This is a genomic window from Achromobacter sp. Marseille-Q4954 (assembly GCF_943737025.1).
Lineage (GTDB): Bacteria > Pseudomonadota > Gammaproteobacteria > Burkholderiales > Burkholderiaceae_B > Achromobacter > Achromobacter bronchisepticus_A.
Genome location: NZ_CALSFQ010000001.1, coordinates 1,220,316 through 1,235,691, shown reverse-complemented (window position 1 = coordinate 1,235,691; position 15,376 = coordinate 1,220,316). Strand labels below are relative to the sequence as shown.

The window sequence follows — 15,376 nt, the reverse complement described above, 5'->3', positions numbered from 1 at the left end:
CAGAATTTCGGGCTTGTGTAGCCTGGCGGGGCGGGGATGTGAAAAATCCCCGCTCGCCGAGCCAAACAGTGTCCTCAGGGCGTATCGCTCGATGCCGGCGTTGTGACGGCCGCGGCTTCGGGGGCGGCTTCAGGCGCGGGGGCGTCAGCCGGGGCGTCAGCGGATGCGGGAGCCGGCGCGTCGGCCTTTTTCGCCGGACGAGCCTTGCCGGCCGGCCGGCGCGAAGCCTGGCGGCGCGCATAGGCGGCTTGCTCCGCCGTCACCGTGCCCGCGGGCTGGCCTTGCAGGTCGACGCGGGTGGCGTCGGCGACCATGCTGCTCCAGTAGCGGCTGCCCTTGCACCAGGTGGCGATGGCTTGCTTGAGCTGTTCTTCCGTCATGCCCAGCTTTTCCAGATGCTGGGCCGCGTCGGCCAGGATGCCCTGCTTGAGCGGCAGCTTCGGCGCGGGATTCTTGGGGAAGGCCTGCGGGAAGTGCTTCTGCAGGCGCCAGATGGCCTCGACCACGGGGTCGACGGGCTCGCGCTTTTGCTGCGGGCGGGCGGCAGCCTTCGCTTGACCAGACTCGCGCTTTTGCTGCGGCCGCGCCGTAGCCTTGGCCTGATCAGGCTCCCGCTTCTTTGTCCGGCCTGCCGCCTTCGGTTGGACCGGCACCGCCTTTTGAGCCTGTGCCCGTAGCTGCTCGCGCAGGTCGGCAAGTTTTTCAAAACCCATTGTTATTTCCAACACCTCAGATTTGTTCAGGCTGAAGGTTACCGCAAGTGCGCGAATGCAGCACTGTCGGGACGCTGCGCGTGTGGCGTCGGCGCCATGGCCGCGGCAGTCGTCGGGCCTGGATACGCCGGAGTTCAACGCCCGGAAGGCGGGCAGGATGGCTGGCCTGGCACCTGTATTGAGCGGCCTTGCAGCAGGATGGGCGTGCCGGGATAGACGTGGAAAGGATCCACCGGCTGGCCATCGGCCACGGCGTCCTTGACTTGATAGCGCACGTTGCCTGACGCGGTCAGCCAGGTGCCTTCCGGCTCGCAGCGCAGCGACAGCGCCGAGGTTTCGCTTTTCGGCAGCAGCCTGACCAGGGTGCTGAAAGCCAGGGTAACGACCACATTGCCGGAGGTGCCTGCCTCGCCGCGATCCAGCAGGCTGACGACCGGCTTGATGTCCAGCCGGTAGACCTGCTCCTGCTCCACGTCGGCCAGCGGCTTGAGCGTGATGGTCTTGCTCTGTCCGGGCGCAAGCGAGAGTTTGAACGGGGATACGTAGAGCACAGGCTGCTGCGTTTGCGCGACTGGCTCCAGGCGTTCCTGTTCGGTCTCGACGCCGGGGTTGAGCAGGCGCGACAGGGCGATGGATACGTACTCGGCACGATCGCCCCGGTTGACGATGTACACCATGGTCGGCTTGTCTTGCACCACCGCAAGTTTGGGCGTCACGTCGATGTGCGCTGATGCGGGCGCCACCAGCGCGGCCCCCAGAAATAACAACAGAAGGCGGGAAGGTTTCATCTGCTTCTACTCGAAATCCGATGGTGTGCCGTGCGTCAGGGGCCGCGAGCCACCGGTTCAAACACCAGCGACAACTCGCCGACATAGTTGCCTGCGGTTTGCTTGAAATTGCCGGCTGGCGGAAGGGCCGAAATCGCCAGGCCGTAGTAGCCGATGGAGTCATCGCCCGCGGCCAGAGCTGGCGGATTCTGGAATCTGGCATCCTTGCCGACCGCCAGGGCTTTCTGTTCGCCGCCCTCCAAGGCCAGCGTGACCTTCGGGTCGCGGAACATCTGGGCCGCGTTGGCGGTGTTGCGGATCTCCAGCGGCCGGTCCATGCGCACCTGAAACGCTCCGCTCGAGGACACGATGCGCAAGCGCGCCCGGGTTTCATAGGGCGAGTCCCAACCGCGCTGCTGCTGCATGGCCAGGCCCTGGTCGAACCAGCCGCCTTTGTCGTCCGTGACCAGCAGCCTGTTGGGCGCCTTGACGGTGGCTCGGATTGTGCTCGTGGACTTGCCTGTCACCACGATATTTGTTGCGGCGGGCGTCGCCGCTGGCAGCATTCCCAAGGCCAGCAGCAGGCAGATGAGGGCTGCGATTCTGTTCATGTATGTGTCCTCATTGGGTTCAAGGCTGAGCGCTCTCGGCGATCTGATAGATCAGCACGCCATACGCCATGTTGATGACCAGGGGAGCGGCGTTGCCATGGGCCTCGTCCGGGCTCAGGATCACCCGCTCCCGCGGCCGAAAGGTGATGCGCCAGACCTGCGTGCGTGCGGGCGAATTCAAGATGCGCAGGTTCATCCGGTACTTTTGTCCAGGCGCCAGGATCAGGCGGTTGGGGGTGACCAGCAGGTCGGGCTGCTCCGTTTCGCCAACCGGCACCAGCACTTCCGGCATCGATCCGGGATTGAGCAGCAGCTGCTGCTCCACGTCCAGGTACAGCGGGCTGTCGCCGCGGTTTTCCGCCAGCAGTTCGCTCGGCGTCTTGCCGGGTTCCAGCCGCAGCTCGGCGCGCGGCAGATGCAGAATGCCGGCCGCCAGGGCGTAATGAGGCCAGGGCAGGGCGAGCGCGAAAAGGAGAAAGGCGGCGCCGCGGGCGATCCTTTGGGGGAGGGCATCAAGGCTCATGGCATGGACTAGGGCTGGGAGACTACCGTGAAGGTGAGCACGTCGCCGTAGTCGCCTTCTTTTGCTGCCTTCGGCGTATTGACCGTGAACTTGGGATTGAAGCACTCGCGGCCACCGTTGCCCAAGGTGGAAACCACATTGCGGGTGTTGGGCAACGCGACTTCCGTACTGGTCGCCGTGTTCTGCAGCAAGACCCGATAAGGTACTGTGTCGGAAGGCGAGGTCAGGTGTTGCAACTGGTATGAGCCATCGCCTGACAGGCCATTCTGATTGGTCGCGTTGATGGCATAACGCAATCCTGTCCATTTCTGCCCGTCGTAGGAAAAGCACAGCTGTTCTTTATCATTGTGGAACGATTCTCCCGGTGACAGCTCGCCTAGTTTCCAATCCGGCGCCGTCATGGTGATCTGGGCGTCCGAGGGGGGCGGCTTCGTTGGGTTGATGATTCTGCAGTTGCCTGATGTATCGGCGGCGTCGATGGAGATGATGTTGCTATCGCGCCATAGGTGGGTGCCGCTGACGAGCGCTGTCCGTATGCCAATGGCAGGCCTTCCATGCAGGTAGCCATTCGGAATAATGACCTCCAGGCGCGCACTGTGTGCTGAATAGTTGGTCCAGCTTCCTCTGGAGCTTTGGCCCGAGTAAATAAAGTTCGACCCCGAATAAAGACTGACACTGGAGTACCTCGTACCATTCATTGAGACGCTGTTGGCTACGCTGCTGGAGCCTGATTCCAACCCGCCTTCCGCCGAGACATAGGTATAGATCATGAGTCCGCGAGTCCAGACGTAGATCAGGGAGGGCACGGCCTTCATGACCTCTGCTATCTGACTGACATCGCGGAGGTCGTAGGTCACGCTGAACTTGCTGGTTTGATTCCCCAGGTCCTGGTAAGTGCAATTGCGATAGCCCGTGGCAAGACTGGCATCGACGAAGTTAAGCCGAATCGGCCGGGCGTTGCTTGCGGCCGTCGCGCCGAGTGCCAACACCAGGATCAAGAATTGTGTACGCAACCGACTTTTCAAGAATCGAGTGGAGTTCATTCTGAGCATCTCTTGCTTGATCCTCATGTTTTTCCAGGGCAATTGAAGTCCTGCGGCGCGTCGCCGATCAGCATCTTCAGCTCCCGTCCCTCGAAGCGTTGCGACACGCCGGGAAACAAGACCACTCGGTTCTGCTCCTGCTTGCGGTCAGGCGACGCGATATCCTCAAGGACCAGGTGCACATTGCCGGTGTTTTCCAACGTAACGCCCGTGCCTTCGCAACGATAGGACCACGCCGACCGCTGTTGCGCTGGCGGCGGCATGTGATGAATCAGGACGCCATACCCCACCGAGACGGACATGGGTGCCGTGATCTTGTCCTGGGGCGCCGATTCAACCTGCATGGCCTTCACCGGAACCACATACAGGCGATACATATCCTCCACCGCGGGCACGGATAGCGACTTGAGATTGACCACACGGCTTTGGCCCGGCCCCAGCGTCAGCTTGTCCGCGCTTGCGAGCAGGCCGGGATGTTCGAGCTCGCTCAGGGGTATCTTGTCTTCGGGGCTGAGGCCGGGGTTCTTTACCTTCATCAGCGATATCGATAAATAAAGCGGCGCGTCCCCCAGGTTCTTAAGCGTCACGCCGTACTCGTGGCCATCAAAGACCTTCAGGCGGGCCGGCATGACCATCAGTTCGCCTTCCGCTTGCGCATGGGCCGCCGCCAGTAGTGTCAAGCCGAACAGCAGCGGCAATGTGGTGCGTCGCATGGTTGTGTTCTCCTATTCTGGTGTCCGATTAGCGGCAGCGGTAGTAGCTGCCGTTGAAGGTGTTCGTCAGGTCACATTCATAGCGCCGGTCGGGCTGCTCTACCGTGATTGCGCGCAGCACGGATTTGCTGGCGACCGAGAACAGCCCGTTGGGATAGGCGGTATCGCCGGTCTCGATGATTTTTCCGCCCACTGGCTTGCCCGATGCATTCAGCAAAATGCCGCTGTAGACCATGTTTATGGCCACCTTGGCCTTTGCCGCATAGACCTGGCCAGGATGGGCGCGGACCACGTTCGCCGGGACTTCGATGTTCATGTCCATGTGCTCGTTGTTGCTCAACACCTGGGCAAACGGCAGGTCGCGATAGTTGTTCAAAGGAACTGCGTAGGTGCTGCCGCCGGCGACCGGGTGGCCTTCCACGCTGAAACCGTATGCCGTGCCCTCGATATTGGGCGTCTCCAACAGCATGGCGCTACCGCCGCTGCTATAGCGGCCGAGCGCGACGCCTTCCGCGCTGGCAGCCAGCATGCCGCGGTAACTGAAGTCGGCGTTGCTGCCGTAGTCGCTATGACCCAGGTTGAGCGATGTGTCGCCGCGCGTGCCGGAGCGGTTGGCGTAGAGGTTGACGCTGTTGCTTGCGCGGCTCCGGTTGACTGTCACGCCGGCCGTCGAACTGCCGTAGCTGTCCTGGAAGTCCTTGCGGTAGTCGCCGCTGAGCTGGGTATCGCTGCCCTGGCGGGCAGCGCTGAAGCTGGCCTGCGTCTTGTCCAGGGTCCAGCTCATGTTGAAGTAGACGGCGTAGCCGCCGTCGCCCTGGCCGTAGCCGCCTTTCTGCACGCCGAGCGAGAAGGTCGACCAGAGGCCGTTGGGGCGGTAGTTCCAGCTCATCTCGGCTTGTTGTATTTCGCCGCGGCTGTGCTTGTTGTAGTTGTAGCGCGCCACGACTTTGCCCAAGCTTCTGCTGTATGAAAGACTGGTGCTGGGCGCGCCCCAATAAAAGCGCGATACGTTGTTGTTCTGGTAGCGGCTGATCATCGCGCTGCCCAGTACGGGATCGCTCATCGAAATATTGAAGTAGCCGCCAACGCCGCGTTCGCCGCCAAGAAGGCCCAACGTGGGGTTGAGGCCCGTCGTGCCGATCTGGCCGGGACGTGTGACGTTTACTTCGCCTGCCCAGCGGGATCGGTTGCCGGCGATGAACGAGGCATTCATATAGAACTGGCTAAGATTGCGGCTGACGGCGGCCTGGAACAGTTGGCCGTCCGTGCCCATTTCCTTGCCTGCCGTCACATGCCAGGAGTTGCGCCCGCCGCCGCTAAAGTTCAAGTTGTTGATGTCGCGTGTTTCACGGTTGACCAGATTGCCGTTGCGGTCCACCAAGCGGATTTCCACCGGGTAGTAGCCTCCAGGCAGGTCGATGAAGCTGATCTCGTTGCGCCCAAGTATGGCTGGGCGCTTCAGGATGAGGCGTCCATCGCGGTAGAACTCGTAGTTTCCTTCGGCGGTGGAATACAGCACCAGCGAGCCCGCATCCTGATCCGCGCGCAAATGGTCCTGGCTGCCCAGGGTGATGAACTGGTCAAAGCTGGGGGACAGCAGCGTGCCGACCGAGCCCGAGGCATAGTCGAGGCTGTTCTGCTTGCCCGCCCGGACATAGGTGCCTGGAAAATTTTTTTGCACGAAGTAGGACGATATGCCTTGATAGCGGCTGCTGTGGCCGCGCATGCGGTTGCGGCTGCCATACCAGCTCATATAGCCGAAGCTGCGCATGGGCAGGCCCAGCCAGGTCGAGCCACTGACGTTCAGGGCGCGATAACTGTCGGACGAACCGCGTAAGTCCAGAGACTGATTGTTGATCAGCCCCCAGGTGGTTGCGGGGGACAGGTAATCGTCGCGCGAGGTTCTGATCTGCAATGTGCGGCGGATCTTGTCGACGGTGACGTAGTGCTCCGCCAGGCGCAGGTCGCAGCCGTTGACGCATTGCTTGTAGTCGATCCCGGAAACTACCTGGCGGATGGTCTCTATCTCCTCCAGCGCCACACCGTTTTCGGCGTACTTCGCGGGGTCGAACGTGAGCTGGTTGCGCTGCGGGGAATAGGCGATCAATCCCGGCAGCGTCTTGCCGTTGAAAGTCGATACGTAGCTCGCGCTGTTGTCCATTTCAACCGCGCTGAATCCTTTGGGTATGCCGTAGGAGATCTTCGCTTGCGCAAAGACCTGGGCGGATGCCGCAGCAAGCATGCAGGCCAACAGTTTCTTTAGGCAATAGGGGACCCGATGAGCTTGCATGCCCGGAAATCCAATTTTGGGAGAACGAGCCCCGGCCGGGGCCCTGGGTGAAGGGGCGATGCAGTCTTACGGGACGGGCTCGAACAGCAGGACCAGATCGCCGCTGTAGCTCCCGTTGGTGCTGGCGGTGGAATTGGCAGCTTTGATCGGCGCCTTGACGAAGATTTTCAGATCATGCAAGTCATCGTAGGAGCCGTCGGCGGCTTTCGTGGTCTGAGCAACCTTTCCTTCTGTGCCGAACTTCACCTCGACCGGGGCCAAGCCATTGGAGTTGCTCATGGTAACTTTGGCATCGGTCATCTGGTATAGGCCGTTGGACATCTGCAGAGGTCTAGCCAACTGGACATTGACGCCCGATGCGATCTTTGTCCAGATGCGGATCGGCAGGGTCTTGGAAAACTCCATCTGCTTGTAGTCCTTCGCGTCGAGTTCCTCCGTGCCGTACCACGTCGAGCCATCGGGCTTGGAAACGAAAATCGCATCGTGGATCTGGGCCGTCAGGGTGATGGTCTTGGTGACGGGAGCCGCATGCGCCACGCCCGCAAACGCGCCAGCCAATCCCAGCGCGATCAGGATCTTGTTCAGTTTCATGGATGAAAACCTGGAGTTGAAGTTGAATGAATGCCTTCGAGAGTTGTTGAAGGCGGGGTTGTGTAGCGGACGCTTCGTGTGCATCCGACCCCACGCATCATCCTTGTTCAACCTAAGTCCAGGTCTGAGAAATTTCTCGTTCTGAGCCCGATGCTGGCGGAATGCCGCTCGGCTATCGAATCTGGCCTCCAACCTTGAAGTCCCGCCATCTGTCGCCGCCCATCGTCAGCAACAAGTCCAGGCTGTCCGCACCGATGCGCGGGGATAGCAGATCTCCCTGGAACATCAGGTTTGGAAACGACCGCAGCCAGTGAAAATCGATGGCATGGTTGATATCCGAGACCAGCACCGGCAGCTTGAATGCCTGGGCGCGTTGCAGCAGGGAAAAGAACTTGCCATTCAGCATGGGCTGTTCTGAGATGCGCTCCGGGATCTTCAGGTGCAGGCCCACGACGCGCAGCACGCCGTGCGTGTTTGGTCGGCCCTCCACCAGCGTGGGATTGATCCTTACTCGCAGGCCGGCATTGAAATCATGCCGGTTCTTGTGCAGTTCGGCGTCCGGCAGCAGATCCCACGTCATGGGTATGTTCAAGGTGAACAGCGATGCGGGATAGCTCGGGCCTGCCGCGACGCCGTCGGCGGGGGCCGCGCCTAAGTGCAGGCGGCTTCGCTCCAGCGACAGGTCTAGCTCGGTGCATACGTTTCGCGCCGACCACTCGATGCGCGGGGCATCGAGCGCATAGCTGAATGACAGGGGAATGCCCTGATGCCCCTGCCGGAAGAGATGCAGCGTGTCGTGCAGTCTGTGAGCGGCGGGATCATCGATGAAATGTCGGGTCGCTTCGGCCGCGGGCAGGTCAGGCAATGCGTATTCGCATACCCGGCCATCGGCGGAGAAGACGGGTTGATAACCGACTAGCGCCGAGGGCTGACGCGCGGGGCGAAAACCGACGCCACCGCAAGAGAGATATTCCATTTTCGGTAGTAGCGCATGCCTGCGCGTTGCCGGCCAGGATGGCGACGGCGCTTGCGCGCATGGCATGCATTCGTTTGCAGTGGATGATTCTAGAAATCACCCACTGCATGGGCCATGGGAATATTCTCAATTGTTCCCAATGGCCTCGCGCCGAGTGAACGCGGCCTCTCAAAGAAGGGGGGCGAGTCTGACTTCGCTGATTTACTCTTTCGCGATATCGAGCATCTTGTCTCGCAACTGCGCGACAAAGGAGGCCACCTGCTGGGGCATGGCGCCGCCCAGGCCGTCCTTGCGGTGCAGGGCGGCAAGATCATCGGCCTGGGCCAGCAGAGGGGCCATGTGCACTGCGGCCAGGCCGCCGCGTATACGATGCAGCAAAGCGCGGATATCGGCGTTGTCGCCGCTCTTCATCGAGGCTTCCAGCCGAACCAGATCCTTGTCCATGGTTTCGAGAAAGACGGCCTTGTACTTGGCGGGAACCACCGGCTTGCCGGGCCGCGGCGGTTCGGCGGTGCTCTGTAGCGGGGCAGCCGGCCGGTCGGGCTTGCGGGGAGGTGCGGCGGCGTATGCCTGGAGCCGTTGCCTGAGCGTGCGCAGGCCTATCGGTTTGGCGAGCCAGCCGTTCATGTCGGCCGCTGCGCACCGCTGTTCCTCTGCGCGGGGCGTGCTTGTGACCAGGGCAAGGATGGGGACCGTCGCGCCCTGGGCGCGCAGGGCCGCGGCGAACGCGTAGCCGTTCATGCCGGGCATGTCGGCGTCCGCCATGACCAGGTCGTAGGGCTGTATGTTCCACAATGCCAGTCCTTCGGCCCCGTCCGAGGCGACCGTGGCGTGGCAGCCCAGGCGCGCGAGCTGATCCTGCAGCGTGGCCTGGTTGATGAGATCGCTCTCCACGACCAGGACGCGCAGGTTCAGGAGGCGGTGGGCAGGCAGCGCGGCATGCGGGGGCCGATCTGTTCCGCCTTGCATCAGGTGTTGTACCGCGTAGCCGATCTCGCGCGCGGAATGGCGGTCTACCAGGACCGTGCCGCCGCCGCCGCGTGCGCTTCCCGCCACGATGCGCGGCCCTCTCCAGGGCGCATGTTCGGCATTCTTGTGCAAGGCCAGGTCGACCAACATGCCAGCCTCGTTGCCGTTGGCGACGATGCCTGCGGGGACGGTTCGGGACTGGGCCCCCCATTGCCGCAGCCACTGGGCCACGCTCTCGCCCGCTTCCTTGCGGGCGCTGCGCACCAGCACGCTTAGACCCTGCAACAGCGGTGGCGTATAGGCCAACGCGTCCGCCCGGTCCACCATGAAGGAAATGGAGAAGCTGCTGCCCAGCCCAGGTTCGCTGATGACCTGGATACGGGTTCCCATGAGCGCCGCCAGGCGGGCGCAAAGAAACAGACCCAGACCCAGGCCCGCGCCGCGCGCGGCCTGCGTTCCGGCAGCGGCCTGATGGAAGGGTTCGAACAGTTTGGCCTGCTGGGCTGCGGCGATGCCAATACCGCTATCGGCAACCTGCAGGTCCAGGCGGACCCTGGCGTCTGGCATGGCCTGCGCACGCAGCCTGGCGACGACGTGGCCGGAATCCGTGAACTTGATGGCGTTGCTCAGCAGGTTGTTCAGTATCTGCCGGATGCGTCCGGCGTCGCCGGTGACGCAGTTCGGTACCGAGGTGTCCAGGCAGCCATAGATGATCAACCCCTTGCGTTCTGCTATCGGAGCATGGGCCGCGACCGTGCTTTCGACCAGCTCGAGGGGATCGAATGCGCCGGTTTCCAGGGAGAACTGGCCTGATTCTATCCGGGCGATGTCGAGCAGATCGTCCGTAAGCTGCTGCAGCGCGAGGGATGCGTTCTGGACGCGGTCGACGTGTTGGCGCTGTTCTTCGTTCAGCGCCGTCATGCCCAACACCTCAAGGGTGCCCAATACCCCATGCAGCGGCGTGCGGATTTCGCGGTTGATGGCGGACAGGATGCCCGCCCCGGATTCGTAGAGCCTGTCTGCCTGAGCCTTTGCGCGTTTCAGTAGACGCTCCATGTCGGCGCGTGCGCTGATGTCGGCGAAGGCGCACAGCACCACATCCTGCCGGCGGTATCGAGTCGGGGCATAGGCTACCGTCAGCCTGCGGCCGTCATGGGTTTTGAATGCCTCGATGTTGCCTGGCTCCCGTGCTTGCAGGGCTTGCATCAAGAGGCGTCTGGCGTCGGGTGTGTCGGGCAAGACCTGGCCGGCGCCCGCGCCCAACCATTGCAGCGCCAAGGCGTTGCCGAAGACCAGCCGGCCGTTCTCGCGCGAGAGCGCACATAGCGCGCAAGGCGCCGTGGCGAGCATCGTTCGGCAGAGCGCCTCGCACTCGGCCAGCGCCTGCCGCGCCGCTCTCGCCGGCAGGATGATGCGGCGGCGGCACCAGAACCAGAGCAGCGCGCCGGCATAGAGTCCGGCGGCCAGCAACAGCAAGGTGCAGGCGAACAGCCAGATGTTGGTCTGCACGATGGTCGCGAAGTCCAGCCGCATCAGGTCGGCGTGGCGCCGTTGGATCTGTTGGCGCCCGCAGTAGAGCGCGGCGACGCAAAGCAGGACGGGCGGCATGGCGCGCAGGCACGCCATGCTCAGGTGGCGCAGGCTGCGGGCTATTCTGTTCGGCGGCATATCCGGTATCGGAGCGATGTCGGCATGCCCTAGTGGGGCGGAGACAGCGGGGCGAAATAGGAATTCGGTTCGTAGGCCAGCAACTCGCAGAAGGTCGCAACGTTGACGGCTGCGGAAATAAGGAATCCTTGTGCGACATCGCAGCCGATCCGTCGTAGCAATTCCAGGTCTTCCAGCGTTTCCACGCCTTCGGCGGTCACCTGCAGGCCCAGTTGTCGTCCCAGCTGGATCGACGCCACCAGCGCGGCCGCCAGCGACTCGTCGGCCGCGGCGCCGTTGACGAAGGCGCGATCGATCTTCACCTCGGTGTAGGGGGTGGAGATGAGGTTATACATGGAGCTGTAACCCTTGCCGAAATCATCTTGCGACAGCCCGAACCCCTTCAGGCGCAGGCGGCTGGCTCCCATGTGGAACTGCCCGGCGAGTGTCGGCATCGCGTCCTCGAGCAATTCGAAGGTTACGTCCGAGGCGGGTATGCCGAGTCCGGAGACCATGGCATGGAGTTCGTCGGGCAACTGCGGAAGATCCAGCAGGCTGGCCGAAAGATTGACCGAAATGGGAATGCGGTGCCCTTGATCGCGCCAGATGGAATAGGCTCTCAGGCCATCGTCCAACATGCGCAGCAGCAGTTCGTGGTCCAGATCGTAGGCGCGCAGCGATGCGAGGAACGAGGAGGGCAGCATCAGGCCCAGTTCTTTGTGCTGCCAGCGGACCAGCGCCTCGGCGCCGACGATGTTGCCGGAAACGAGTGATTTCTTCGGCTGAAACCAGGCCTGGATACTGCCGTCGCGCAGGGCGTTCTCGATCATGCGCCGGTCGAGCAGAGGTCGAGACTGATCGGCGCCGGCGGGAGTTCGCGCTGGCGCCGGGGCGGTCTGCTTTCTCAGCAGTCCTGCCGCCAGGCTGCCGATCTGCTCGGTGGAAACCGGCTTGATGAAGCTTGCCATGACGGCGAATCCGCGCTCTTTTGCCATGAGTCCGATGCTGTTGCTCATCCGCCGGGAGCATCCCGTGACGATAGCCAGTATCGGATTCAGGCCGCGACAGGCGAGTTCATGAATGAACTGCGCGCCGTCCATGCCGGGCATGTCCACATCCATGAGCACCAGTTGATGTTTCTCTCTCCAGATCTGGTCCAGGGCGTCGTGCGCGTCGAGCGCCGTGTCGACGTGCGGGAAGCCTGCTTCCTCAAGCATGTCTTTCAGCAAGGCGCATTGGTAGGCGTGATCATCCAGTACCAGTACTTTGAGTTTGGACAGCATTTTTTCGTCAGCCTTCGGCGTATGCGTGCAAGGTTGCGGTCAGGGCCAGGATGGGCAGGGGCTTGATCAGCACCTGATTCATGCCGGCTTCCTGCGCCTTGGTTATGGTTTCGGGCGCCGCGCAGGCCGTCACGCCCAGTATGGTTCTCGGGTAGCCGAGTTTGCGCAGGGCTCTGGCCAGCTCGTAGCCGTCCAGGACAGGCATATTGATGTCGGTGATGACGGCGTCGTACTTGTCGGGATCCCAGCGTTGCAGCGCTTCGCCGCCGTTGGAGACTATGGTGGCTGAGCATCCCAAGTACTCGAGTTGCTCGCGCAGGATGATCTGGTTGATTGCGTTGTCCTCGACCACCAGGATCCGCAGCCCCAGCGACGGCCGTTGCGTGCCGGGAGAGGGCGGCAGGACTTGTTCGCGGCCGTGTTGGGCCATGCCTACGGCGGTTCCGATACTGAATGGATTGCCCTGACTGGTGACGCCGAGGCGGCCGCCGCGCGACGCGATCGAAGCATGGTCGGCGCCTGGGGCGAGCACGCGCACCCTGCTGCCGGCCCAAGACGCTTCTGTCAGTCCGGGCGGCCAGGTCTGCAGCAAGACCGCGTTGTCGGCATCTTGCCCATGGCTCTGCCCGCGATAGGGTATGGCGATGGCGCCCCAATTGTTCAGCCACGCGCATGCGTTCGCCACGACCTCCGGAATGGCGCCGCTGACGTAGACGGCGCTGCGTCGTAGCGCTATGGGCGATGCCGGTTCCATTTCGGCTACGTCGAGCACGACGGTGAACGTGATGCTGGTACCCAGGCCGACCTCGCTGACCACGGTCAGGCTGCCTCCCATCAGGTCGACCAGGCGGCGGCTGATGGCCAGGCCCAGGCCAGTGCCGGTCGCGTCCCGGCCCAGCCCGGAATGCGCTCGAAAGTAGGGCTCGAATAGCTGGGCTTGCGATTCCGCGCGTATGCCGACGCCGGTATCGGCGACCTGGAAGCGCAGCGTCACCTTGCCAGGATCGACGACGCTCGCGGTTCCTCGCAGCACGACCCGGCCCGCCTCGGTGAACTTGACCGAGTTGCTCACCAGATTGTTGAGGATCTGCTGCAACCGGACCGGATCCCCCTTCACCATTGCCGGCATACCGGTGTCGGATAGGGAAAAAATCTGTAGCCCCTTGCCCTGGGCGCGAGCAGCATAGTTGGCCACGACTCTTTCCAGCATCTCCGCGGGCGAGAACTCCGAAAGGATCAAGTCCTCGTGGCCGGCCTCCATGCGGGACAGGTCCAGCGTGTCGTTGATGGTGCGCAGCAAGGTCGAGGAGGATTGCTGGACGGTTTGAAGGTATTGCTGCTGCTGGCTCGTCATGGGCGTGAGCGCAAGCAGCTCCAGCGTGCCCAGGATGCCGTACAGAGGGGTGCGTATTTCGTGGCTGATCGTGGCGAAGAACAGGGTTTTGGCGTCATTCGCCTGGTCGGCAGCCAGTTTGGCACTGCGCAAGGTGTGTTCAATTTCCTTCTGCGCGGAAATATCGCTGATGGCGCATATCACGACGTTCTCGGATTGGTAGCTGGTCGCGGCGTATGTCAGGCAGACGGTGCGTCCGTCGCCAAGCTGATACTCATGCCGGCCTGCCTGGTCTCCAGCGCTGCGCGTGTCCTCGCGCCACCTGTCGTGCGCGCCCAGCAGATGGCGTGCCGTCTCGTTCGATATGACCTGGGTGCCGTCGGCGGGGCGAACCAGGCTGAGCCCGATCGGCGCGACGTCAATGATCTTCCGGTTCAGGGCGAGGCTGTCGATGAGCGCGGTCTGATGCCGGATCGCGGGCGAAATCAGCGTCTCCCTGATGTGGCGTACGCCCAGCAGGACCACCGTGCTCAGGCAGGCCGCGATCGTGCCCACAGCCCAGAAGGCGGATGCGCCATGTTTCAGCACGTCCTGCGTCGGCACGTAGTAGATCAGTCGCCAGCCGGCTTCGCCGACCGCCTTGCTCAGCGCCAGGCTGTGGGGAAGCCAGCTGGCGCCTTGGAAGCTGAAGGAGTCGCGGGTCAATCTCGCCGACATCGAGCCGGTGGCGGAAGGCGAGGGGCCGCCGTGCAAGGCGACCCGGCTGTCGCTGTCGTAAAGCGCATAGCTTGCGCCGTCGCTGGCATGTTGCGCCGTGATGACGGAAGCGATGTCGTCGACTTCGAGCCCTACCCAGGTCTGCTCGCGGCCTGCCGTGTCCAGAGGCGTGTAGAGAAACAGATGATCGGTGGCGTCCGTCAGGGGCCTGATCCAGACGACTGGCGCGCGTCCGTCGTCCGGATCAGGCGTGGCGTGATGCGACGCCAGCGCGTCGTAGAGCCATTTTTCCGCTTCCCTGGAAATCTGGTGACCGTCCCGCCGCGTGTCGTCCACCGCCAGACGTGTCGCGCCGGAGTCTGCCAGCGTTGTGTAGACGATGCGCGCATTGGCGGCGGCTACGTCCGCCCGGTTGCGGCGGGTGAGAATCAGCGCCCATTCGTAGGCGTCCGCTCCGTTCGTCAGCGGGATCACGTTGATCTGTCCGGTCTGGCCGAAGGTCCTGGGCGTGTGCTGGGCCGGCGTGCGGTCGGTGTTGCGCACCGACGAGGCCGCCACGGCCCGCAGCAGCGTTTCGCGCTGGTCGAAGAATATCTGCGCCCGGTCGGCGGCGGCGTTCATGCGGCGGCGGTAACTGGACACCTCATCGCTGAACGACCAGTACATCAACAGCATCGTGCCGATGAGTATGCATGCCAGCAGCGCCATCGCGAGCAGGTGCAGCAGGATCATCGGCAATCTGGTGGTTGCCGGCATGTATCCGTCGGGGAGGCTGGGGGCGGCCATCATGCAAACGATGGTAGGGGCCGGGCCGGGCTTCACGGATAAGAAAATTCTGGAAGCGGGCCGGTGCCGCGCCTCGTTCCTGCGCCGGTTATGTCAATTTGTTTCCCGAATGGCTTGGAAGTCGGGAAATCGAACGCCAGTTGTATCGGTTTGGATGGTATCCAACAAGAAAAAATAAATAAATCGGATATTGGCCATTTTAATTATTTTTCGCCAATGGATGGTATCCATATTCGATTATTCAGGTTTTGGATGGTATCCAAGTTGCTGAATTAATTAATAAAGATGGTATCTATTCATTAATTTTCGGTATTGAAAGAAAAGGGGTATAAATTGCCTCCTTTTTTCGCGAAAACTTATTTCGGCCATTGGGTTTACCCGGTTACTTAATAATACTTTTATAGCGATCCGGTA

The 15,376-nt window shown here is 62.4% G+C and carries 12 protein-coding genes; all 12 read right to left on the bottom strand.

Features of this window, described 5'->3' with window-relative positions; translation table 11 throughout:
• Window positions 1-74 precede the first annotated feature (74 nt).
• Window positions 75-713 carry a ProQ/FinO family protein gene (locus NGK62_RS05705; protein WP_251877733.1) on the bottom strand — a complete coding sequence of 213 codons (639 nt, stop codon included), beginning with the start codon at window positions 711-713 and terminating at the stop codon, window positions 75-77.
• A gap of 134 nt (window positions 714-847) precedes the next feature.
• On the bottom strand, window positions 848-1,501 hold the full coding sequence (locus NGK62_RS05700; protein WP_251877731.1) for a hypothetical protein: 654 nt from the start codon (window positions 1,499-1,501) through the stop codon (window positions 848-850).
• A 35-nt stretch (window positions 1,502-1,536) separates the two neighbouring features.
• Window positions 1,537-2,091 (bottom strand): hypothetical protein, encoded by a 555-nt coding sequence (locus NGK62_RS05695; RefSeq protein WP_251877729.1) that lies wholly within the window; start codon window positions 2,089-2,091, stop codon window positions 1,537-1,539.
• 19 nt (window positions 2,092-2,110) lie between these two features.
• The gene (locus NGK62_RS05690) at window positions 2,111-2,614 is read right to left on the bottom strand and encodes a hypothetical protein (protein ID WP_251877727.1); all 504 of its coding nucleotides are present in this window, start codon (window positions 2,612-2,614) and stop codon (window positions 2,111-2,113) included.
• A gap of 8 nt (window positions 2,615-2,622) precedes the next feature.
• Window positions 2,623-3,684: a hypothetical protein gene (locus NGK62_RS05685; protein ID WP_251877725.1), complete on the bottom strand. Its 1,062-nt coding sequence runs from the start codon at window positions 3,682-3,684 to the stop codon at window positions 2,623-2,625.
• Window positions 3,681-4,370 (bottom strand): fimbrial biogenesis chaperone, encoded by a 690-nt coding sequence (locus tag NGK62_RS05680; RefSeq protein ID WP_251877723.1) that lies wholly within the window; start codon window positions 4,368-4,370, stop codon window positions 3,681-3,683. The genes NGK62_RS05685 and NGK62_RS05680 overlap by 4 nt, the downstream gene beginning before the upstream one ends.
• A 28-nt stretch (window positions 4,371-4,398) precedes the next feature.
• Complete coding sequence (locus NGK62_RS05675; RefSeq protein ID WP_502802951.1) at window positions 4,399-6,660, bottom strand: TcfC E-set like domain-containing protein; 2,262 nt, start codon at window positions 6,658-6,660, stop codon at window positions 4,399-4,401.
• A gap of 66 nt (window positions 6,661-6,726) precedes the next feature.
• Window positions 6,727-7,251 carry a CS1 type fimbrial major subunit gene (locus NGK62_RS05670; protein ID WP_251877718.1) on the bottom strand — a complete coding sequence of 175 codons (525 nt, stop codon included), beginning with the start codon at window positions 7,249-7,251 and terminating at the stop codon, window positions 6,727-6,729.
• A gap of 172 nt (window positions 7,252-7,423) precedes the next feature.
• Window positions 7,424-8,227 carry a hypothetical protein gene (locus NGK62_RS05665; RefSeq protein WP_251877716.1) on the bottom strand — a complete coding sequence of 268 codons (804 nt, stop codon included), beginning with the start codon at window positions 8,225-8,227 and terminating at the stop codon, window positions 7,424-7,426.
• 201 nt (window positions 8,228-8,428) lie between these two features.
• Complete coding sequence (locus NGK62_RS05660) at window positions 8,429-10,864, bottom strand: hybrid sensor histidine kinase/response regulator (protein ID WP_251877714.1); 2,436 nt, start codon at window positions 10,862-10,864, stop codon at window positions 8,429-8,431.
• Between the two features lie 29 nt (window positions 10,865-10,893).
• Window positions 10,894-12,126, bottom strand: a complete 1,233-nt coding sequence (locus tag NGK62_RS05655) for an EAL domain-containing response regulator (protein ID WP_251877712.1) — start codon at window positions 12,124-12,126, stop codon at window positions 10,894-10,896.
• A 7-nt stretch (window positions 12,127-12,133) separates the two neighbouring features.
• Window positions 12,134-14,932, bottom strand: coding sequence for an ATP-binding protein (locus NGK62_RS05650; RefSeq protein ID WP_251877710.1), 2,799 nt, complete (start codon window positions 14,930-14,932; stop codon window positions 12,134-12,136).
• Window positions 14,933-15,376 lie beyond the last annotated feature (444 nt).

What these genes read in the sequence shown, in the direction of transcription:
- NGK62_RS05655 (WP_251877712.1), bottom strand. Translation starts at nt 12,126, where the DNA reads ATGCTGTCCAAACTCAAAGTACTGGTACTGGATGATCACGCCTACCAA.
- NGK62_RS05705 (WP_251877733.1), bottom strand. Translation starts at nt 713, where the DNA reads ATGGGTTTTGAAAAACTTGCCGACCTGCGCGAGCAGCTACGGGCACAG.
- NGK62_RS05685 (WP_251877725.1), bottom strand. Translation starts at nt 3,684, where the DNA reads ATGAGGATCAAGCAAGAGATGCTCAGAATGAACTCCACTCGATTCTTG.
- NGK62_RS05680 (WP_251877723.1), bottom strand. Translation starts at nt 4,370, where the DNA reads ATGCGACGCACCACATTGCCGCTGCTGTTCGGCTTGACACTACTGGCG.
- NGK62_RS05700 (WP_251877731.1), bottom strand. Translation starts at nt 1,501, where the DNA reads ATGAAACCTTCCCGCCTTCTGTTGTTATTTCTGGGGGCCGCGCTGGTG.
- NGK62_RS05660 (WP_251877714.1), bottom strand. Translation starts at nt 10,864, where the DNA reads ATGCCGCCGAACAGAATAGCCCGCAGCCTGCGCCACCTGAGCATGGCG.
- NGK62_RS05675 (WP_502802951.1), bottom strand. Translation starts at nt 6,660, where the DNA reads ATGCAAGCTCATCGGGTCCCCTATTGCCTAAAGAAACTGTTGGCCTGC.
- NGK62_RS05665 (WP_251877716.1), bottom strand. Translation starts at nt 8,227, where the DNA reads ATGGAATATCTCTCTTGCGGTGGCGTCGGTTTTCGCCCCGCGCGTCAG.
- NGK62_RS05670 (WP_251877718.1), bottom strand. Translation starts at nt 7,251, where the DNA reads ATGAAACTGAACAAGATCCTGATCGCGCTGGGATTGGCTGGCGCGTTT.
- NGK62_RS05650 (WP_251877710.1), bottom strand. Translation starts at nt 14,932, where the DNA reads ATGCCGGCAACCACCAGATTGCCGATGATCCTGCTGCACCTGCTCGCG.
- NGK62_RS05690 (WP_251877727.1), bottom strand. Translation starts at nt 2,614, where the DNA reads ATGAGCCTTGATGCCCTCCCCCAAAGGATCGCCCGCGGCGCCGCCTTT.
- NGK62_RS05695 (WP_251877729.1), bottom strand. Translation starts at nt 2,091, where the DNA reads ATGAACAGAATCGCAGCCCTCATCTGCCTGCTGCTGGCCTTGGGAATG.